Source organism: Chromobacterium haemolyticum (genome assembly GCF_009936155.1).
In the GTDB taxonomy this organism is placed as follows: Bacteria; Pseudomonadota; Gammaproteobacteria; order Burkholderiales; family Chromobacteriaceae; genus Chromobacterium; species Chromobacterium haemolyticum.
In genome coordinates this window covers 4,510,706-4,529,025 of sequence record NZ_AP019312.1, presented here as the reverse complement: position 1 = coordinate 4,529,025, position 18,320 = coordinate 4,510,706, and the positions used below count along the sequence as shown (strand labels likewise).

At 63.3% G+C, this 18,320-nt stretch carries 20 protein-coding genes; 7 read left to right on the top strand and 13 right to left on the bottom strand.

Going from position 1 to position 18,320, the window contains the following annotated elements; all coding sequences use genetic code 11:
- Window positions 1-10: 10 nt before the first annotated feature.
- The 4 genes from GYH29_RS20895 to metX are packed head-to-tail and all read right to left on the bottom strand — an operon-like array spanning window position 11 to window position 3,408.
- On the bottom strand, window positions 11-346 hold the full coding sequence (locus GYH29_RS20895) for an MliC family protein (protein ID WP_161524335.1): 336 nt from the start codon (window positions 344-346) through the stop codon (window positions 11-13).
- On the bottom strand, window positions 343-1,611 hold the full coding sequence (locus GYH29_RS20890) for an AmpG family muropeptide MFS transporter (RefSeq protein ID WP_043589754.1): 1,269 nt from the start codon (window positions 1,609-1,611) through the stop codon (window positions 343-345). Before GYH29_RS20890 ends, GYH29_RS20895 begins: the two co-directional genes overlap by 4 nt.
- Before the next feature lie 52 nt (window positions 1,612-1,663).
- Window positions 1,664-2,269, bottom strand: coding sequence for a methionine biosynthesis protein MetW (gene metW / locus GYH29_RS20885; RefSeq protein WP_019104002.1), 606 nt, complete (start codon window positions 2,267-2,269; stop codon window positions 1,664-1,666).
- Complete coding sequence (metX, locus tag GYH29_RS20880; protein WP_043590005.1) at window positions 2,266-3,408, bottom strand: homoserine O-succinyltransferase MetX; 1,143 nt, start codon at window positions 3,406-3,408, stop codon at window positions 2,266-2,268. Before metX ends, metW begins: the two co-directional genes overlap by 4 nt.
- A 220-nt stretch (window positions 3,409-3,628) precedes the next feature.
- Between metX and GYH29_RS20875 the strand changes: the two genes are divergently transcribed.
- From GYH29_RS20875 to ybaK, 5 genes are all read left to right on the top strand, one after another.
- Entirely contained in the window at window positions 3,629-3,811 is a 183-nt protein-coding gene (locus GYH29_RS20875) for a protein MIGRI (protein WP_019100466.1), read from the top strand.
- 232 nt (window positions 3,812-4,043) lie between these two features.
- On the top strand, window positions 4,044-4,979 hold the full coding sequence (locus GYH29_RS20870) for a TIGR01212 family radical SAM protein (RefSeq protein ID WP_019100465.1): 936 nt from the start codon (window positions 4,044-4,046) through the stop codon (window positions 4,977-4,979).
- A gap of 46 nt (window positions 4,980-5,025) precedes the next feature.
- Complete coding sequence (msrP, locus tag GYH29_RS20865; protein WP_232060430.1) at window positions 5,026-5,970, top strand: protein-methionine-sulfoxide reductase catalytic subunit MsrP; 945 nt, start codon at window positions 5,026-5,028, stop codon at window positions 5,968-5,970.
- A 10-nt stretch (window positions 5,971-5,980) separates the two neighbouring features.
- Window positions 5,981-6,610 carry a protein-methionine-sulfoxide reductase heme-binding subunit MsrQ gene (locus GYH29_RS20860; protein WP_161524334.1) on the top strand — a complete coding sequence of 210 codons (630 nt, stop codon included), beginning with the start codon at window positions 5,981-5,983 and terminating at the stop codon, window positions 6,608-6,610.
- Window positions 6,611-6,718: 108 nt separating this feature from the next.
- On the top strand, window positions 6,719-7,201 hold the full coding sequence (gene ybaK / locus GYH29_RS20855; RefSeq protein WP_039753797.1) for a Cys-tRNA(Pro) deacylase: 483 nt from the start codon (window positions 6,719-6,721) through the stop codon (window positions 7,199-7,201).
- On the opposite strand, the gene GYH29_RS20850 is transcribed toward ybaK, so the two are convergent.
- From GYH29_RS20850 to GYH29_RS20820, 7 genes are all read right to left on the bottom strand, one after another.
- A complete protein-coding gene (locus GYH29_RS20850) occupies window positions 7,185-7,946 on the bottom strand; it encodes a substrate-binding periplasmic protein (RefSeq protein ID WP_019100461.1) in 762 nt (253 codons plus the stop codon). The two genes, ybaK and GYH29_RS20850, sit on opposite strands and share 17 nt — an antisense overlap.
- A gap of 73 nt (window positions 7,947-8,019) precedes the next feature.
- Window positions 8,020-9,468: a 4Fe-4S binding protein gene (locus GYH29_RS20845; protein WP_161524333.1), complete on the bottom strand. Its 1,449-nt coding sequence runs from the start codon at window positions 9,466-9,468 to the stop codon at window positions 8,020-8,022.
- Window positions 9,465-10,289, bottom strand: a complete 825-nt coding sequence (locus GYH29_RS20840; RefSeq protein ID WP_161524332.1) for an FTR1 family iron permease — start codon at window positions 10,287-10,289, stop codon at window positions 9,465-9,467. The genes GYH29_RS20845 and GYH29_RS20840 overlap by 4 nt, the downstream gene beginning before the upstream one ends.
- 44 nt (window positions 10,290-10,333) lie before the next feature.
- The gene (locus GYH29_RS20835; protein WP_019100458.1) at window positions 10,334-10,669 is read right to left on the bottom strand and encodes a cupredoxin domain-containing protein; all 336 of its coding nucleotides are present in this window, start codon (window positions 10,667-10,669) and stop codon (window positions 10,334-10,336) included.
- Between the two features lie 125 nt (window positions 10,670-10,794).
- Window positions 10,795-11,337, bottom strand: a complete 543-nt coding sequence (locus tag GYH29_RS20830) for an iron transporter (protein WP_043589767.1) — start codon at window positions 11,335-11,337, stop codon at window positions 10,795-10,797.
- Between the two features lie 211 nt (window positions 11,338-11,548).
- Entirely contained in the window at window positions 11,549-13,405 is a 1,857-nt protein-coding gene (asnB, locus tag GYH29_RS20825; protein ID WP_019100456.1) for an asparagine synthase (glutamine-hydrolyzing), read from the bottom strand.
- 121 nt (window positions 13,406-13,526) lie between these two features.
- Window positions 13,527-14,723: an MFS transporter gene (locus tag GYH29_RS20820; protein ID WP_232060429.1), complete on the bottom strand. Its 1,197-nt coding sequence runs from the start codon at window positions 14,721-14,723 to the stop codon at window positions 13,527-13,529.
- Between the two features lie 101 nt (window positions 14,724-14,824).
- Between GYH29_RS20820 and GYH29_RS20815 the strand changes: the two genes are divergently transcribed.
- Complete coding sequence (locus GYH29_RS20815) at window positions 14,825-15,604, top strand: AraC family transcriptional regulator (RefSeq protein WP_081575861.1); 780 nt, start codon at window positions 14,825-14,827, stop codon at window positions 15,602-15,604.
- Here GYH29_RS20815 and wrbA read toward each other — a convergent pair.
- On the bottom strand, window positions 15,601-16,200 hold the full coding sequence (gene wrbA, locus GYH29_RS20810; protein ID WP_019100453.1) for an NAD(P)H:quinone oxidoreductase: 600 nt from the start codon (window positions 16,198-16,200) through the stop codon (window positions 15,601-15,603). The two genes, GYH29_RS20815 and wrbA, sit on opposite strands and share 4 nt — an antisense overlap.
- A 128-nt stretch (window positions 16,201-16,328) precedes the next feature.
- On the opposite strand from wrbA, the gene GYH29_RS20805 reads away from it, so the two are divergent.
- Window positions 16,329-17,531, top strand: a complete 1,203-nt coding sequence (locus GYH29_RS20805) for a YihY family inner membrane protein (protein WP_081554562.1) — start codon at window positions 16,329-16,331, stop codon at window positions 17,529-17,531.
- On the opposite strand, the gene GYH29_RS20800 is transcribed toward GYH29_RS20805, so the two are convergent.
- Window positions 17,483-18,304: a DUF3025 domain-containing protein gene (locus GYH29_RS20800; RefSeq protein WP_408610169.1), complete on the bottom strand. Its 822-nt coding sequence runs from the start codon at window positions 18,302-18,304 to the stop codon at window positions 17,483-17,485. The genes GYH29_RS20805 and GYH29_RS20800 overlap by 49 nt on opposite strands.
- Between the last annotated feature and the right edge of the window lie 16 nt (window positions 18,305-18,320).

Genomic DNA, 18,320 nt, shown 5'->3' with positions numbered 1-18,320 from the left:
CGGCCGTCGCTTACAGCTGGATCTTGCGGCAGCTTTGAGCCAGTACGCGGCCGCCGCGGGTGGTCAGGCGCGCTTGTTCGTCCAGCAGCGACCAGATCAGTTGTTGGCTTATATAACGCTCACCTTGAGCAACCTTGGTTGGAGTTAGCCGATAGCGGTGGTTATTCCAGCTCAGGCGGATAGCGGCGTCGCTGTTCTGGATTGGATACTCCACCACTACCATTTTGCTGCCGTTGCAGCGGTATTTGACGGTTTGCATGGCCGTGTCGGCGGAGGCCGACGCGGCGGCGGCGCAGGATGCGCTCAGCAGCGTTGCGCCTAGCAACGCTGATTTCCATGCCTTCATGCTCCCTCCTTTTCCCTCCATGGGGCGACTTTCAGCAACAACACCATGCCGGGCAGCGCCAGCGCGGTGCACAACAGGAAAAAATGGGTCCAGCCTATGGCGTCGATGATATAGCCGGTAGAGGCGTTGGCCAGGGTGCGGGGCACCGCGGCCAGGCTGGTGAACAAGGCGAACTGGGTGGCGGTGTAGGCCGGGTGGGTGCTCTTGGCGATGAAGGCGACGAAGGCGGCGGTGCCGAGACCGACGCCCAGCGCTTCGAAGCCGATGACCACGGCCAGCATGCTCAGTTCATGCGCGCCGATGGAGGCGAAACGTCCATAGCTGGCCAGCCAGGCGAAGCCCAGAATGGACAGTACCTGAACCACGCCGAAGGCCCACAGCGCCCGGTTGATGCCCAGTTTGATCATCCACAGGCCGCCGAGCAGGCCGCCTACCACCGCCGGCCACAGCGCGGCGTGCTTGGCCACCAGCCCGATCTGGGACTTGGCGTAACCCATGTCCAAGTAGAACGGCGTGGCCAGCGAGGTGGCCATGCTGTCGCCTAGCTTGTACAGGAAGATGAAGCCCAGAATCCAGGCGGCGCCTTGCCAGCCCTGGCGGGTGATGAACTCATGGAAGGGCTCCACCACGGCTTCTCGCAGCGTTTTGGGCGCTTGGCCCGCCAGTTTGGGCTCGCTGACTTTTAGCGTCATCAGTACGCCCGGAATCATGAACAAGGCCGTGATCAAGAAGACCCGGTCCCAGGGGATGTAATCCGCCAGGATCAAGGACAGCGAGCCGGGCACCAGGCCGGCCAGCCGGTAGGCGTTGATGTGCACGGTGTTGCCGAGCCCCAGTTCGTTGTCGCTGAGAATTTCGCGGCGATAGGCGTCCAGCACGATGTCCTGGCTGGCGGAGAAGAAGGCCACGCCCACCGCCAGCGCGGCGATGCTCCAGATGTGCTGGGCCGGATTGAACAGGCCGAAGCCTGCCATGGTGACGATGAGCGCCAGTTGGGTCAGCAGCATCCAGCCGCGGCGGCGGCCCAGCAGCGGCGGCACGTAGCGGTCCATCAACGGGGACCACAGGAATTTCCAGGTATAGGGCAAGCCGATCAGCGCGAACAAGCCGATGGCCTTGAGGTCGACGCCTTCGCTGCGCAGCCAGGCGGGCAGCAGGTTGATCAGGGTGTACAGCGGAAGACCGGATGCGAAGCCGGTGAAGACGCAGATCAGCATCGTGCGCGAGAAGACGTCGCGCCGCCAGTCGATGGTTGTGTTGCTCATGGGCAGGCCAGTTTCTACGGATCGCGCGGCGGGACCGGCCCGCCGCTTGTTGTTATTGGCGCGCCACCCGGTAGAACGCCAGGCTGCCGCGCAAGTTGGGCATGAAAGTCACTCGTTTGACCCCATTCATCACCACGCGTTCCACCACGCGCAGCCGATTCTTGGCGCACAGCGCTTCAAAGTCGCCGAGCATGCACCAGTGAATGTTGGGCGTATCGTACCACTGGTAGGGGATGGTGTCGGAAACCGGCATGTGACCCTGCAAGATTTGCCAGCGGTTTTCCCAGAAGCCAAAGTTGGGAAAAGTGACGATGGCTTCGCGGCCTACTCGCAGCATTTCGTTGAGAATCTGCTCGGTTTCGCGCATCGCCTGTATGGTTTGCGACAGCACTACGTGGTCGAAGGCGTCGCTGTCGAATTCGGCCAATCCGGTTTCCAGGTTGCCTTGCAGCGCGTTGACGCCGGAGGCAACGCATTTGACGACATTGCTCACATCCAGGTCCACGCCGTAACCCACCACTTGTTTGTTGCGGCCCAGCCAGGACAGCAGCGCGCCGTCGCCGCAGCCTAGATCCAGAACCCTGCTGCCGGGCGTGATCCAGTCGGCGATCAGGCGCAGGTCGGCGCGCAGCGGCGCCGTGGTTTGCGGGGCGTTCATGCTTGCACCTCCCGCGCCACGCGGTCGAGGTAGGCGCGCATCAATTGGACATAGGGTTCGTCGGTCATCAAAAAGGCGTCGTGGCCGTGTACGGACTCGATTTCGGCATAAGACACCGGCCGGTTGGCGGCCACCAGCGCCTTGACGGTTTCGCGCGATCGCTCCGGCGAAAAGCGCCAGTCGCTAGTGAAGCTGGCTACCAGGAATTGGGCGCTGGCCTTTTTCAGCGCAGCGACCAGATCTCCGCCAAAGCTCTTGGCCGGGTCGAAGTAATCCAGCGCCTTGGTCATCAGCAGGTAGGTATTGGCGTCGAAGGCGTCGGAGAATTTGTCGCCCTGATAACGCAGATAGGATTCGATCTCGAACTCCACGTCGTAGCCGAAGCGATAGTCTCCGGAACGCAACATGCGGCCGAATTTCGCGCCCATGCCGTCGTCGGATAGATAGGTGATGTGACCGAGCATGCGCGCCAGCCGCAGGCCGCGCCGCGGCAGCGCATTATGGGCGTAGAAGTCGCCGCCGTGGAATTCGGGGTCGGTGATGATGGCTTGGCGCGCCACGTCGTTGAAGGCGATGTTCTGAGCCGACAGCTTGGGGGCGGATGCGATTACCAGCGCGTGGGCAATGCGCTCCGGGTAGTCGATGCTCCATTGCAAGGCCTGCATGCCGCCCAGGCTGCCGCCTATCACCGCCGCCCAGCGTTCTATGCCCAATCGGTCCGCCAAGCGCGACTGGCTGTAGACCCAGTCGGACACGGTGACGACGGGAAAGGCGGAGCCCCAGGGCTGGCCGGTGGCGGGATTGACGCTGGAGGGGCCGGTGCTGCCATGACACCCTCCCAGATTGTTGACGCCGACCACGAAGAAGCGGCGGGTGTCGATGGGCTTGCCGGGACCAACCATATTGTCCCACCAGCCGGCGGCCTTGTCGTCCGCCTGGTAGCGTCCGGCTACATGATGGTGGCCGGACAGGGCGTGGCAGATCAGGATGGCGTTGCTCTTGGCGGCATTGAGTTCGCCATAGGTCTCGAAGCGCAGCTGGTAGCCTTGCAGTATGGCGCCGCTATTGAGCGGCAAGGGGGTATCGAACACGGCGGTTTGAGCCGTAACGATGCCGACGGAGTCGTGGGAGTCGGACATGATGACTTGAGTGCCTCTTTTGCTATTTTCGGCATGCGCGGCGTTGGCCATGCTCATGCTGTCGCTCCACCGGCGGCCGGTCTGTGCCGGCCATTCTCGTCGCGGAGCCTCCTGTAGGCTACAGTCAGGACTTTAGCATGTCTTGAGCCGCCGGCGACAGCGTCTTGCCAGCCGCGGCGGCGCGCCGGATAATCGGGCGACTTTCCTTCTCTGGCCCGCCATGCTCGGTCGTCTCTTCAAGTTCTTCGTGCTGTGCGGCGTGCTGCTGATGTTGGCCCGCTGGCTGCTCAACCGTCGTCAGCGGCAGAGCCTGCACGAGCTGTTCAGCACGCTGGCCCTGGCGCTGCTAGTCAGCGCGGGGCTGTTTTCGGTGCTGTATCTATTGGGCTGGCACCGTCTTTAAGACCTGTTTACGATCTGCCACGCGTCGTGAAACCTGGCTCGGTAAGCGCACTTTCAAAATGCTCATGTAGCGTGTGTGCACTCCGCTTTTTCAGCCGTTCTCGCCTTGTTTCGTTCTTGCTAACGAGACTATGAACTGCTTTACAGAGAGCCATTGCGCCCATCCTTGATCCCGCTCAGCGCCTCCTGCCCGCTCGCTGGCTAGACTGCCCGGCTTTGGGCGTTGTTTGGCAATGGACCTGACCCGGCATCTGCATACCTTTGGTTATTATCTGAAGCGCCGTTTTGGCGAGCCGGTGCATAAATTATCGCTGGCGGGCGACTTCACCTGTCCCAACCGCGATGGCACCTTGGGGCGTGGCGGCTGTACCTTTTGCAATGTGCGCAGTTTCGGCCGCGATCCGGCGGCCTTGTCGATCAGCGAGCAATTGGCGCGGGAGAAAATCAAGACTGACCGCGCGCGCCGTTATCTGGCTTATTTCCAGGCTTATACCAGCACCTACGCCGAAACCGAGCAACTGCGCCGCTTGTACGACGAGGCGCTGGCCGGCGCCGATGTGGTGGGTTTGTGCGTGGGTACCCGGCCGGACTGCGTGCCGGACGCCGCGCTGGCCTTGCTGGCGGAATACCAGCAGCAAGGCGGCGAGGTATGGCTGGAACTAGGACTACAGACCGCGCACGACCGGACCCAGGCCCTGATCCGGCGCGGCCACGGCTTGGCTGAGTATCGCGATGCGGTGCGGCGAGCGCATGGCCACGGGCTCAAGGTGTGCACTCATTTGATCGCCGGCCTGCCCGGAGAGGACGCTGCCGCTGTCCATGCCTCGCTGAACGCGGTGTTGGACATCGGCGTGGAAGGGTTGAAGTTGCATCCGCTGATGGTGGTGCGCGGTTCGCGGATGGCGGCGCAATACCGGCGGGGCGAAGTGGCGCCGTGGAGCTTGGACGATTACGCGGAAGCGGCGGCCAGCCTGATCCGCCATACCCCGCCGCAAGTGGTGTACCACCGAGTGTCGGCCACCGCGCAGGCGCCAACCCTGATCGCGCCGGACTGGTGCGGCCCGCGCTGGACCGCCTTGCAGGCGATAGGCCGGCTTCTGGCGCGTGACGGCGGCCAGGGCAGCGCTTTGGGGCGCGCCTGGCGGGCGGATGAGGAACCACTTGCGTAAATTATCTGCGTGAACGATTGTCAGATTCAGGAGCCGCTCCCGACTCATGGGGGTAGAGACCGGAGACACCGCCATGCTGATCAAGAAACCCGCCGATATTTCCTCGTCGGACATCACGCCGGAAGGCGTATATCTGAACCGCCGCCATTTCATGCTGGGCAGCGCGGGCCTGCTGCTGTCCGCTGAGACTTTGGCGGCGCTGGCCGCCAAGAAAAGCCCACTGTCGACCCTGGCCGGCAACGACAAAGCCAATAGCCTGAAAGAGATTACCGGCTACAACAATTTCTATGAATTCGGCACCGACAAGGCCGATCCGGCGGCAAACGCCGGCAGTCTGAAAACCCGACCCTGGAATGTGTTGGTGGACGGGGAGGTGGCCAAGCCGCGCAGCTTCGGCATCGAGCAGCTGTTGAAATTTCCGCTGGAGGAGCGGATTTACCGGCTACGTTGCGTTGAAGGCTGGAGCATGGTGATTCCTTGGGTGGGCTTTCCACTGGCCAGCCTGCTTAAACAGATGAATCCGACCTCGCGCGCCAAATACGTGGCCTTCGAAACTCTGCAGCGGCCGGCGGAAATGCCCGGCCAGCGCGGCCGGGTGCTGGACTGGCCCTATCGCGAGGGTCTGCGTATCGACGAAGCGATGCATCCGCTGACCATTCTGGCCGTCGGCCTCTATAACGATGTCTTGCCCAATCAGAACGGCGCCCCCATCCGCTTGGTGGTGCCGTGGAAATACGGCTTCAAGAGCATCAAATCCATCGTGCGCATCCATTTGCAGGAAACCGTGCCGGCCACCAGCTGGAATCTGGCGAATGCGCGCGAGTATGGTTTCTATTCCAATGTGAATCCGGAAGTGGATCACCCGCGCTGGAGCCAGGCCAGCGAGCGCCGCATCGGCGAATTCTTCAAGCGCAAGACTTTGATGTTCAACGGCTACGGAGAGCAGGTGGCGGGTTTGTACCGCGGTCTGGATCTGCGCAAGAACTATTGATGGAGCGGGGATGACGACTTTGCGCCTTAAATCCGCTGCCGCCCGTCCTGCCGACCGCGTGTTGGCCGGGTTCAAATGCCTGTTGTTTGTGGCCTGTCTGTTGCCGCTGGCGCGCGCCGCCTGGGTCGTGTTGTCCGGAGAAGCGGTGAACCCGGTAGAGTTCATCACTCGTTCCACCGGCACCTGGACCCTGGTTTGGTTGTTGGCGACGCTGGCGATGACGCCGTTGCGGCGCTTTGGCGTTGGCGGCTGGCCGCTTAAGTGCCGGCGCATGCTGGGCCTGTTCGCTTTTTTCTATCTGAGCCTGCATTTCCTGACCTATCTATGGCTGGATCAGTTTTTTGATTGGGCAGGCATCGTCAGGGATATCTACAAACGCCCCTTCATCACCGTCGGCTTTGCCGCGCTGTTGTTGATGACGCCGCTGGCGTTGACCTCGACCCAAGGTTGGATGCGCAGGCTCAAGCGCAATTGGGGCCGGCTGCATCGGCTGGTGTACCCGACGGCGCTGCTGGCGGTGGTGCATTACTGGTGGCTGGTGAAGAAGGACTTGAGCCAGCCCTTGATCTACGCCGCGGTGCTGGCCCTGCTGCTTGGGCTGAGGCTGTGGTGGCGTTGGCGTCGGCCGAGCGGCGTTTGATCTCGGGCAAGCTCGCTGCCGACATCGGCGACGTGGCGCGGATTGGGGTTTGCCTCGCGGCGCGCAAACTTCTACAGTGGCGTTTTGTTTTTTCAGGCTGTGAAGATCATGTCCAAGGGAAAGGCCCCGGTCACTCAGGCGATCCGGGTATTGCGCGAGCATCATGTCAGCTTTAGCGAGCATGTGTACAAGTACGAGGAAAAGGGCGGCACCACGGTGTCGGCGCGAGAGTTGGGCGTGGACGAGCACTGCGTGATCAAGACCTTGATCATGGAGGACGAGAACAAACGACCGTTGATCGTGTTGATGCACGGGGACCGCGAAGTGGGCACTGGCATGCTGGCCAAGCAGATCGGCGTCAAGAAGGTGCATCCCTGCGATCCCAAGACTGCGGACAAGCATAGCGGCTACCAAGTGGGCGGCACCAGCCCGTTCGGCACCCGCCATGAGATGCCGGTGTATATGGAAGCCAGCATCTTGGAGTTGGAGCGCATCTATATCAACGGCGGCAAGCGCGGTTTCCTGATCGGTGTCGATCCCAAGGACGCCGAGCAGGTGCTGAAACCGACTCTGGTCAGCGCCGCGGCTTGAGTTCGGGGAAGTTGCGCTGGTAGATGGCGTGAAGGCTGCCGTCGGCCTGCATTGCTTGCAAGGCTTGATCGATTGCCGGCCGCAGCTTGGCGATGTTTGGGTAGCTGCGTGAATACATCAGGGACAGCGAGGTGGCGTTGTCCAGCGGAGTGGGAATATAGGCAAAGTCCTGTTCATGGCCGGCGGCCTGGGTGCGGATCAGGAATAGGCCGCGCTCCAGCGTCAGCGGCGCCAGGTCCAAGTGGCCTGCGCGCAGCAGCTTGATCGCGCTTTCCTCGTCGCTGGTGTTCAGCGTGTTGAGCCGGTATTGCCGGAACAGCGGTTGATACCAATAGCCCAGCTGCACGCCGATGCGGTAGGCGCGCAAGTCGGCCAGGCTGCGGAAGTCGGCGGGGGGATGGGCGAGCCGGGGCTTGTAATAGAAGAAGTAGCTGCTGCTGTGGATTAGCGGCGGGGAAAAGTCGAAACTGAGCGCGCGTTCCGGCGTCGGCCGATAGGGAAAGGCCGCCGCGGCGCGGCCGGCCTTGATTTCGGCTTCCGCGCGAGGCCAGCTCATATAGTGAAAACGTGCTATATAGCCGGCGCGCCGGCAAGCTTGGCGCACCATGTCGGCGAAGACGCCGTCGGCGGTGAAGCTGCGCGACACATAGGGAGGCCACTCGCCCGTAGCGAAGTCTATCGCCGGTGTTTCGGCGCGGGCGGGCGCGGCCAGGCAATAGAGAACAAGCAGCAGCGGACGCCACATGGCGCGACTCCAGGATCAGGGTGGGAGCATGCTTTGTTATCGCACAGCGCCCACCCCGCCGCCAGCCGGGCGGCTACCACCACCAGAACATGAAGCCCCAGGCGGCGTCCACCAAGGCCAGCGCCGCCAACAATGGCATCAAGGCGAGCGCCTGGCGCGGGCCGGAGCTCCAGCGCGCGAGAATGGCCCGCCCCAGCCATAGCGACCACAGATTGGCTCCGGCCAGCAAGGTCAGCCGCGCGTCGTTGGCCCAGAACATCGGCACCCCTTCCGCCTTCAGCAGCGTCACCGTCAGCGCGGACAGGCCAAGGAACACGCCGCAACCGGCCAGCGGGATCAGGCTTTGGGCCAGGTGGTGCAGCCGTTGAGTCCGCCAAGGGCCGGCGATGCGCACGCCGGCGGCCAGGCAGAGCAACAGGCCGCTGCCCAGCGCCAGCGCGGTAGCCAGCACGTAGCTGATTAACGCCGCGCCATCCAGCCAGGAGAACACGTCGTTGTGCTGCGGATAATGAGTCAGCAGCCACCACGGCGCCTCGGTATCCAGCGGCCACAGGATGTCATGGTCCACCAGCCATTCCGCCGCCGCCTGTTTCATGGCCACGAACCAAGGGCTCATGGTCCAGTGGAAGGCGCCCATTGCCACGCCCAGCAAGCCATAGACAATCAAGGCGGTTTGCCAGCCATCGGCCTCTTTGGCTGCGACCTTGACCACTTCTTCAGTGGGCGAGCGCAGGCTCAGTTCGATGGCGTCGCGATGGCCGCTGCAGCGGCCGCACATATGGCAGCCGCTGCCGCCTTGCATATGGCGCAGCGGTTGCAGCGGCGCGCAATCCACCGCCTGTATCGGGATGGTTTTGCCTTGCTGTGAGGCTTTCCAGGCGGCCTCGTCCACTCGGTAATACATTGGCGCCAGCTTGGACAGCAGGCCGAACACGCCGTTGACCGGGCACAGGTGGCGGCACCAGGCGCGTTTGCCGCGGGTATAGATGAAACCGATGATCACCGCGGCCACGGTGGAGCCGCCTAGCACCAGCAATGCGGCCTTAGGGTATTGGTAGACACTGACCAGTTGGCCGTAGATGGTGGTCAGAGCGAAGGCGACGAAGGGCCAGCCGCCCCAGCGCATCCAGCGCGGGATAGGGCGGCCCAGGCCTTTTTTGGCCGCCCACTCGGACAAAGCGCCTTCCGGGCAGAGAACGCCGCACCACAGCCGGCCGAACAACACCATGGACAACAGCACGAACGGCCACCAAATGCCCCAGAACACGAATTGGGCGAAGATGGTCAGATTGTTCCAGATCCGGGCGCTGTCTTCCGGCAAGTCCAGGCAGGCCGGCACGATCAGCAGCGCAGCGTAGACCACTACCACGCCCCATTGCAGCGCGCGCAGCAGGCCGGCGTGATCCCGCAGCCACAAGCCGACGGCGGCCATGAAACCCTGGGCCGTCGGCTGGCGACAGGAACCGCCGGCGCGCGCGGCGACGTCGGCGGAATGGGGAAGCGGCGGGCGGGCGGATTTCATACGGCCAGTGTCTGCTTGCGGTTGCGCCACTGGAACAGCGCCCAGATCGTCGCCCAGAACAGCGCGTAGGCGATCAGGCTCATCAGGGCGGGGTGGGCGCGGTAGCCGGTGAGAGAGGCGACGACGCCGCCAGCCGGGCTCATGTCGTCAAGCAGCGCGGAGCTGTCCCACAGCGGGTCGACCAGCGCCGGTAGAATGTCCATCGAGATCAGCTTCTCCACGCCGCTGAGGAACAGCGAGGCGCCGAGCAGGAGCAGCATGATTTCGGTGATGCGGAAGAACAAGCGCCAGGATAGATATTTGCCGCCCAGCTGCAATAGATAGAAGGTCAGAAAGGCCAGGCCCAGGCCTATTATGGCGGCAAAGCTCATGCTGGCCAGCGTGGAGCCGTCAGCCTCGGCCAACATGCCGTAGAGGAAGACCACGGTTTCGCTGCCTTCGCGGGCGATGGCGATGGCGGCCAGCAGGGTGACGCCCCACCAGTTGGCATTGCTGGCGTTTTCGCGCAGGCCGGCCTCCAGTTCTTTCTTCAGCGTGCGGCCATGCTCGCGCATCCACAGCACCATGTGCACGATCAGCGCCGCGGCGGTGAACACCATCACTGTCTGGAAGATGTCCTGAGCGCCGGCCATCAGGCTGCTGGCGGCGAACAGGGCCACGGCCAGGCCGACGGCGGCGAGCAGGCCCAGCGCCACGCCGGCCCACAAATAGCGTTTTCCGGCGGCGCCGGCCGGGTTCTGGTTCATCCAGGCATTGAGGATGCCCACGACCAGCAAGGCTTCGACGCTTTCGCGCCAGACGATGAATAGGACTTGTCCCATGAGGTCTACTCCTGAATACGGCTTACACAGCGGATGGGCCGCGTTTACTTGGCGACGATGACGCCTTGGCCGGTCTTCATGTGAAATTCGTCAAAAAACTTGTATTCGCCGGGGGACAGCGGCTGGAAAACCAGGAAGGACTCCGCGCCGGGGCCGAGCACCTTTTCCTTGCGCAGCGGCGTGCTTTCGAATTCGGCCGGGGTCTTGCCGGCATTGATCACTTCAACCTTGAACTTCTTGCCGGCGGGGACCACCAGGCGGGCGGGTGTGAACACGCCGTCCTTCATCACCAGTTTGAACACCGGCATGTCGTCGGCTATGGCCGACATGGACAACAGGCAGGCCGCGGCGGCGGCCAGGGTCAAGGGCGCGAACTTCATCGGAATGGGTCTCCGGATTGAAAACAGCGCAGGCGAAGGCATGCGCTGTCTTATTTTAACGCATGAGAATGGCTTGCGTTTACATTCTCATTCGCATTAATCCTGTTTTTGCAAGAACAACGGGATTAATAGCCGCCTTTTTTGCCGATGCCGGCATAAGTGAATTCGTAGTTTAGTTCAAAGGGCTTGAACCACGGGCCCACGCCGGTTTCCTTATCGATGTGGCGGCCAAAGTGAGCGTGCTGGTTGGCCGACGGCGGCAGGATGGTGTATTTCAGCTTGTATTTGCCCGGGCCTTGCAGCTTGATGTTGTCGCCATAGTGCGGACCGTCGTTGGCCACCATCGGCATCAGATCGCCCTTGAGCACTTCCTTGCCGCCCACCTTGCTCAGTTCGTACTTAACCACCAGGTAAGGCATCCATGCGCCTTCTTCGAAACCGTTCGGGTTGTTCTTGGTGGCGTGGATGTCGGCTTCCAGGTGGATGTCGGATTCTTCCGCCTTGCGCATCATGCCTTCCGGTTCCATCTTTGTCGGCTGCAGGTAGACCGCGCCGATCTCCATGCCGTTCTTCAGGGCCGGCTTGCCGATCGGGTATTCCTTGGCCATGGAGGCGGCGGAAGCGGTGAGTGCTGCGGTGGCGATAGCCAGTTGGACAAAGCGACGCATATTGTTTCCTTTTGGTTTCAATTGAATAGGGCACTGCTTGGCGGCGAAGGACGCCGGCCGGGCGGATAAGCGCTTTATTATTGGTTTGCTTGGCCTGCCTAAAAATACTAATGCTAATCATTATCGTTTTCAAACGAAAATGTGGTGTCGAATGTAGCAGATGCGACGTCGGGCGGCGCTGGCCATAGGAATGGCATGCACCGCGTGGCGTTCAGATTTGCGTCGACAGCCGGCTGAGCTGTCCCAGGCTTTCGTCCAAAATCAGCAACTGCAGCATCTGCTCGGCCAGATGCTCGGCCCCGTTTCGGTAGGCGGCGGCGAAGGCGTCCACTGCCGCTGCGTCGAGCTGGCCGCGGCTGAGCCGCGCCAGACGTTCGCCCAGGCCGTCCATGCGCGGGGCCAGGCTGGTCTTTAGCCAGCCGGACAAGGGCGGGTTGAAGCCGCGCTTTTTGCGCTGGAAGAAGTCCGCCGGCAGCGCCGGGTGGATGGCGCGGCGGAAGATCAGCTTGGCCGGCTGGGTGAAGCGTTGTTTGCCGTCCACCGCCAACAAGGCTTGATAGAAGCGGTGGTCCACCAGCGGGGCCCGGCCTTCCAGGCCATGGGCCATGGTGCACAGGTCCGACTTTTGCAGGATGTAGTCCGGCAGGTAGTTGGCGAAGTCTATCGCCAGCAAATGATGCAGGCCGGCTGGCGCATTGGCCGGCGGCGGGCCGATGTCGTCGGGCGCGCGCCAGTGGCAGAGCCGCGTCAGCGGCCGGTTGCCTTGCAGGAACAGGCGTTGGCCGGGGGTGAAGCCGGAAAAGCGCAGCGAGTAGGCGTCCTGCCAGCTCATCGCCAGCTCGGTGGCCAGCTTGCCGGCACCCTTGCCGTCCAGCGAGGGCTGGATCGCCAGCGGCAGCTTGAGCAAGCTGCGCCAGCGGGTGCGCAGATGCTTGTTGACGCGCTTGTACCCAGCCAGCAATTCATCGCCGCCGTCGCCCAACAGCACCACTTTGACGTGGCGGCTGACTTCGCGCGCCAGATACCAGGTGGGGAAGCTGGACGGATCGGCGAAGGGTTGGTCGAGGTCGGCGACGATGCGTTCGAAGTCGGCCGCCAGATTGTCCGGCATCTGCACCGCCAGGTTGGCCAGGCCCATTCTGCGCGCGGAGTCGGCGGCGTCGGCGGCCTCGTCCAGCTTGGAGCCGGGGAAGGCGGCGGTGAAACTGCTGAATTGCGTCAACTGTTGCATGGCCAGCCGGCTGGCGATCACGGTGGAGTCGATGCCACCGGACAAGAGCACGCCGAGCGGGCGGTCGGCGACGGTGCGCATCGCCACCGCGCGGTCCAGCTCTTGCAGCCAGTCGCCACTGTCCTTGGCTGGCTGCCAGTAGCGCAACTTGCGCAGCGAGCGGGTGTCTAGGTCAAACTCAAGCCGGTGGCCGTTTTCCAGGCGCTGTATGTGGCTGAACAAGGTGGCGGGCGCCGGGATGTAGCGGTGCGCTAGATAGGCGTCGATGGCGTCGGCGGAGAAGTCTCGCCGTTGCGGCGGCAAGAAGGGTAGCACCGAGCGCACCAGCGAGCCGAAGGCGAAGTTTCCGTCCAGCAGCGAATAGACCAGCGGTTTCTCGCCCATCCGGTCGCGCGCCAGATGCACTTTGCGTTGTTTCAAATCCAGGATGGCGAAGGCGAACATGCCGCGCAGCCGCTGCAGCAGGGTTTCAATGCCCCAGGCCTGGTAGCCGCGCAGGATGAACTCGGTGTCGGAGTGCGTGGCGAAGCGCGCGCCGCCGGCTTCCAATTCGGCCTTGTCGGCGGCCCAGTCATAGACTTCGCCGTTGTAGCAGATCCAGACCTGGCCATCGTCGCTGGCCATCGGCTGGTTGGCGATGGGCCGCGGGTCGATGATGGACAAGCGCGCGTGCAGCAGCGCGTTGTGGATGTCGCCGTCCGTCGCCGCTTGCCAGTCGGCGTTCAGCAATAATTGATTGGCCGCGTCGGGTCCGCGCCGGCCCAGCTCCGTCAACATGGCCTGGGCGGTGGCCGCGGCGGTGGGGCGTTGAGAGAAGAAACCGGCGATTCCACACATGATTTTCCGTCCGAATGGGCAACGCGCCCGGCAAGCCGCGTAACGCAGAGCGTTCAGACGGCGCCGCAGGCGCGTTGGAAAAATTGAATGGCGGAAGTATCCGGGCAGGGCGGCGCCAGTGTCAAACCTTGTCGCCGCGTAGATCCGGCAGCAGTGCGGCCACTAGGCCCAGCAGCGGCAGGAAGGCGCATAGCTGATAGACGAATTCGATGCCGCGGCTGTCGGCCAGTTGGCCCAGCACAGCGGCGCCGATGCCGCCGATGCCGAAGGCGAAGCCGTAGAACATGCCTGACACCATGCCCACCCGGCCCGGCAACAGTTCCTGCGCGTAAATGATGATGGCGGGGAAGGCAGAGGCCAGCACGAAGCCGATGCCCAGCGACAGCACGCTGGTCCAGAACAGATTGACGTAGGGCAGCAGCAAGGTCAGCGGCGCGATGCCGAGGATGGAGAACCAGATCACCCGCTTGCGACCGATGGCGTCTCCGATCGGCCCGCCGAAGATGGTGCCCAGCGCGACCGCCAACAGGAACAAGAACAGATGGAACTGCGCGGCTTGCACGCCCAGGCCGAAGTGCTTGATGAGATAGAAGGTAAAGTAGCTGGTGATGCTGGCGGTGTAGAAGTATTTGGAGAACAGCAGCACCAGCAGGGCGAACAGCGTCAGCTTCACTCGCGCTGGCGACAACTGAGGCGGCGTCGCGATGGCGGCGGTTTTGGCCTTGCGCTGCTGATGGCTGTACCACTGGCCGATCTTGAACAGCACCGCCATCGCCAGCAAGGCGGCCAGGCCGAACCAGGCGATGCTGCCCTGGCCCAAGGGGATGACGATCAGCGCCGCCAGCAGCGGCCCGCTGGCGCTGCCTGCGTTGCCTCCCACCTGAAAAATGGATTGGGCCAGGCCGGGGCGGCCGCCGGAGGCCATGCGGGCCACCCGCGACGATTCCGGATGAAATACCGAGGAGCCTGTGCCCACCAGCGCCGCGGCCAGCAGGAGGAGGGGGAAGCTGCCGGCGCTGGACAGCAGCAGCAGGCCGCACAGGGTGGCTCCCATGCCCAGCACCAGCGAGTATGGCATCGGTTTCTTGTCGGTGTAGAGCCCCACCAGCGGCTGCAGCAGCGAGGCGGTGCATTGGTAGGTCAAGGTCATCAGGCCGATTTCGGCGAAGCTGAGCTGGTAATTGCCTTTAAGCAGCGGATAGATCGCCAGCAGCAGCGACTGCAGCATGTCGTTGAGAAAATGGGAGAAACTGATGGCGCCCAGCACGCGGAAACGAGTGCTGTCTTGATCAGGCGCGGCGGCGGTGGCGGTGGTCATGGGCTTGAGAATCATTCAGCTAGTGGGTGAATGTCATACTAACGAGCAAAATAGCGTCCGTCCTGCCAAAATAAGGCAGTTATCTTCGCAAAAGAGGCATTGTGGCGGACTTCGACCATTTGCATGACTATGACGGCGGCGCGGCCCCGGTGGTGGGCAAGGCGCGCGATTACGCGGCCGGCGGTGTTTCGCCGCGCCACGCCCACCCCACGGCACAGCTGCTGTACGCAGTGGAAGGCGTGATGATGGTCACCACCGATCAGGGCCGCTGGATTGTGCCGCCGACGCGCGGCATCTGGCTGCCCATCGCTACTTGGCATCAGGTGAATATGTTGAGCCGGGTTCGGATGCGAACGGTATATGTGCGCGGGGACGCCTTGGCCGGCCTGCCGGCGGAGTGTTGCGTGCTGGCGGTGTCGCCCTTGTTGCGCGAGCTGATTCAGGCCGCAACCGGCATTGCGGTGCCTTACCCGCCGGATAGCCGGGCGGAACGGGTGATGCGTTTGATTCTGGACGAGATCCGCAGCCTGCCGAGTTTGGCTTTGTCCTTGCCGCAGCCGGCGTCGGCGGCGCTGGACCAATTGTGTAGGCAGTTGCTCAGCCACCCCGGCGACGCGCGCGGCGTAGCCGAGTGGGCGGCGCAGGCGGCGATGGATCCGCGCACATTGCAGCGCCGCTTCCAGCGCGAGACCGGGCTGAGCTTCGGGCAGTGGCGGCGACAAGCGCGGCTGATCGCGGCTTTGGAGCGTCTGGCGCGTGGCGCCAGCGTGTTGGAGGTGGCGCTGGATCTGGGGTATGCCAGCCCCAGCGCTTTCTCGACGATGTTCAAGCGCGAATTGGGTGCGTCGCCGAGCGCTTTCTTCGATGCGCTGCAGCTTTAGAACGGGGCGGCCAGCCTCAGCGCAATCTCAGCCAGCCGGCGCCCCTGCGCCAGCGCCAGTTGTTTCTCGTCGTCGCTGATGGCTTGTTCATTGCGCACGCCTGCGACATGGCTGACGCCATAAGGCGTTCCGCCGGTGCTGGTCCGGGTCAGCGCGGTTTCCGTGTAGGGCAGGCCCACCATCAGCATGCCGTGGTGCAGCAAGGGCACCATCATGGTCAACAGGGTGGATTCCTGCCCACCGTGCAGCGAGGCGCTGCTGGTGAACACGCAGGCGGGTTTGCCGGCCAGCGCGCCCTGCATCCATTCCGGGCTGGTGCCGTCCAGAAAATATTTCACCGCCGCCGCCATATTGCCGAAGCGGGTGGGGCTGCCCAGCGCCAGGCCGATGCATTCTACGAGATCCGCGGCCTCGACATAGGGCGCGCCGGCCTCGGGGACGGCGGCCTCGGTGGCTTCGCAGACCGCGGACACCTTGGGCACGGTGCGCAGCCGGGCCTGGCAGCCAGGCACGCTTTCAATGCCGCGGGCGATCAGCCGGGCCAGTTCGCGGGTGGCGCCGTGCTGGCTGTAGTAGAGCACCAAGAGGTCTTGCATGGGTTTGGGGCCTTCCTTGTGAGATCAAAAACGATAGGTCGCGCGCCGCCGCGCAAGCGGATGCATGATAAAGCAACTCTGTGCGGCTTGCCTGATCCGCGCTTTGCCATTATTTTGCCGAGATGCAAATGAGTCGAATCGAACCTTATCTGGGCTTTGCGCGCTTTCTTGCCCGGCGCATGGGCAGCCATCGCGTCGCGCAAGTGTCCGGTAGCCTGACCTTCACCACGCTGTTGGCGCTGGTACCCTTGTTCACCATCGCCTTGACGGTGATTTCCGCGTTTCCGGTATTCTCGGATCTGAGCACCCGTTTCAAGATCATGCTGTTGTCCACGCTGGTTCCGGAGTTCGCCGGCAAGGTGATTACCGTCTACATGCGCCAGTTCGCCGACAACGCAGAGAAGTTGACCGCCGCCGGCATTGTGATGCTGGGCGTTACCGCGTTGATGCTGATGTCCACCATAGACCGTACTTTCAACGCCATCTGGGGCGTGCGCCGCGGGCGGCCGTTATTGCAGCAGAGCATGGTGTATTGGACGGTGCTGACGCTGGGGCCGCTGGTGCTGGGTGGCAGCCTGCTGGCTTGGCGCAGTCTGTTCAAGGTCAGCAAGTTCGATCACGCGCTGCCGGTATTGGCCAATATGGTGGAAGCCGGCGGGTCCATCTTGCTGACTGCCCTGGTGCTGTCGCTGTTGTACCGCATCGTGCCCAACCGTTTTGTGCCGATCAAGCACGCCAGCGTGGGCGCCTTGCTGACCGCGATCTTGCTGGAGGCCACGCGCGCCTTGTTCGGCTTCTACATCGGTCAGGTCGCTAATTACCAATTGGTGTACGGGGCCTTCGCCAGTATCCCGATTTTCCTGTTGTGGGTGTATTGCCTGTGGATGGTGGTGCTCAGCGGCGCGGTGTTCACGGCATCGTTGTCTTATTGGGAGGGCGACGCATGGCGGCGTCGCTTCGAGCCTAGGCGGCGTTTTCTCGACGCGGTGGAGGTGTTGCTGCTGCTGGACGAGGCGCAGAACCGCGGCGAACTGCTGAGCCCGGTGCAGTTGCGCAGCCAGGTGAAGGTGGGCTACGACGAGCTGGGCTGGGTGCTGGACATGTTGAGCTCCCGCGGTTTTGTTCAGAAAAGCCAGCGCGACGGTTGGGTTCTGGGCAAGAAGTTGTCGGCCATCTGCATGGTGGAGCTGTTCGAACTGTTCGTGTATCGCAGCGACAACTACCGCGACGACGATGTCGGAGCCGGAGTGGAAACCCTATTGGGGCCGATGACGGCCGAGCTTCAGTCCGTGACGCTGGAGGATTTCGCCCGCCGCGTTGGCCGGAAATAATCGCGGTTGGCGTAGAAGGCCGGATCTTCATTGTCCGGCCACCAGCCGGGAATGCCTAGCAGCGGCAGCGGCCACAGCGAGCGTGGGGCCGGCATGAAACCGTCGTCGTCCAGTCGCCGCGCCAACTCCGTGTCCAGATGGTCCCGCCGGCGAGCTTCGTCCCAGCGGAAGAAGGCTTCCGGCACCGCCAGCGGCAGCGCCTTGCCGCACCAGCCGATATGCGGCCGCAGGCCGACTTCGAACAGCGCGTGGCCGATGGCGTGAACGCCGATGCGACGGTCCCAATCTTGGCGATGTTCCAGAAACAGACGCTGCCATTCCATATCGTCCAGCATCCGGCTGAAAGCCGGATCGGCGACGGCGACGATGACGCCGCATTCGTCCAACAGCGTGGCCGCGTCGCGCAGCGGGCCGCGCTTGGTCTCTCCGCGGGCGATGGCGCGCAGGTGGCGGCGGTTCAGCGCTTGCTTGCTCCGCGGCCAAGCCAGCCAGGCCAAGGCGTTGAACCAATCGTGCCAGTTGCCGCTGCGGGTGGGGATCTCTCCGGTGTGGCCGATGTGCATCTCGTAATAGGCTTCCGGCTCCAGATCGCAGGCAAAGCGCAGTGCCGGGGGCAGCGCGTTCGGGCGTTGTTGCCGGTAGCGCCGCAGCAGCAGGTCGTAGTCCTCTTGCTCCGGCCAGGAGGCGGGAGCGATCAGCTCGGCGGCGTCGCGTACGGGCCGATATAGAGGGTGGGAGAGATAGTCGGTTTGCCAGGCGCTCACGGTGGACATCTTGGAAAAAGATTCA

Bases quoted from the DNA above. Each gene is read 5' to 3' on its own strand.
- GYH29_RS20895 (WP_161524335.1), bottom strand. From the start codon at position 346: ATGAAGGCATGGAAATCAGCGTTGCTAGGCGCAACGCTGCTGAGCGCA.
- GYH29_RS20890 (WP_043589754.1), bottom strand. From the start codon at position 1,611: ATGAGCAACACAACCATCGACTGGCGGCGCGACGTCTTCTCGCGCACG.
- metW (WP_019104002.1), bottom strand. From the start codon at position 2,269: ATGAACGCCCCGCAAACCACGGCGCCGCTGCGCGCCGACCTGCGCCTG.
- metX (WP_043590005.1), bottom strand. From the start codon at position 3,408: ATGTCCGACTCCCACGACTCCGTCGGCATCGTTACGGCTCAAACCGCC.
- GYH29_RS20875 (WP_019100466.1), top strand. From the start codon at position 3,629: ATGCTCGGTCGTCTCTTCAAGTTCTTCGTGCTGTGCGGCGTGCTGCTG.
- GYH29_RS20870 (WP_019100465.1), top strand. From the start codon at position 4,044: ATGGACCTGACCCGGCATCTGCATACCTTTGGTTATTATCTGAAGCGC.
- msrP (WP_232060430.1), top strand. From the start codon at position 5,026: ATGGGGGTAGAGACCGGAGACACCGCCATGCTGATCAAGAAACCCGCC.
- GYH29_RS20860 (WP_161524334.1), top strand. From the start codon at position 5,981: ATGACGACTTTGCGCCTTAAATCCGCTGCCGCCCGTCCTGCCGACCGC.
- ybaK (WP_039753797.1), top strand. From the start codon at position 6,719: ATGTCCAAGGGAAAGGCCCCGGTCACTCAGGCGATCCGGGTATTGCGC.
- GYH29_RS20850 (WP_019100461.1), bottom strand. From the start codon at position 7,946: ATGTGGCGTCCGCTGCTGCTTGTTCTCTATTGCCTGGCCGCGCCCGCC.
- GYH29_RS20845 (WP_161524333.1), bottom strand. From the start codon at position 9,468: ATGAAATCCGCCCGCCCGCCGCTTCCCCATTCCGCCGACGTCGCCGCG.
- GYH29_RS20840 (WP_161524332.1), bottom strand. From the start codon at position 10,289: ATGGGACAAGTCCTATTCATCGTCTGGCGCGAAAGCGTCGAAGCCTTG.
- GYH29_RS20835 (WP_019100458.1), bottom strand. From the start codon at position 10,669: ATGAAGTTCGCGCCCTTGACCCTGGCCGCCGCCGCGGCCTGCCTGTTG.
- GYH29_RS20830 (WP_043589767.1), bottom strand. From the start codon at position 11,337: ATGCGTCGCTTTGTCCAACTGGCTATCGCCACCGCAGCACTCACCGCT.
- asnB (WP_019100456.1), bottom strand. From the start codon at position 13,405: ATGTGTGGAATCGCCGGTTTCTTCTCTCAACGCCCCACCGCCGCGGCC.
- GYH29_RS20820 (WP_232060429.1), bottom strand. From the start codon at position 14,723: ATGACCACCGCCACCGCCGCCGCGCCTGATCAAGACAGCACTCGTTTC.
- wrbA (WP_019100453.1), bottom strand. From the start codon at position 16,200: ATGCAAGACCTCTTGGTGCTCTACTACAGCCAGCACGGCGCCACCCGC.
- GYH29_RS20805 (WP_081554562.1), top strand. From the start codon at position 16,329: ATGAGTCGAATCGAACCTTATCTGGGCTTTGCGCGCTTTCTTGCCCGG.
- GYH29_RS20800 (WP_408610169.1), bottom strand. From the start codon at position 18,304: ATGTCCACCGTGAGCGCCTGGCAAACCGACTATCTCTCCCACCCTCTA.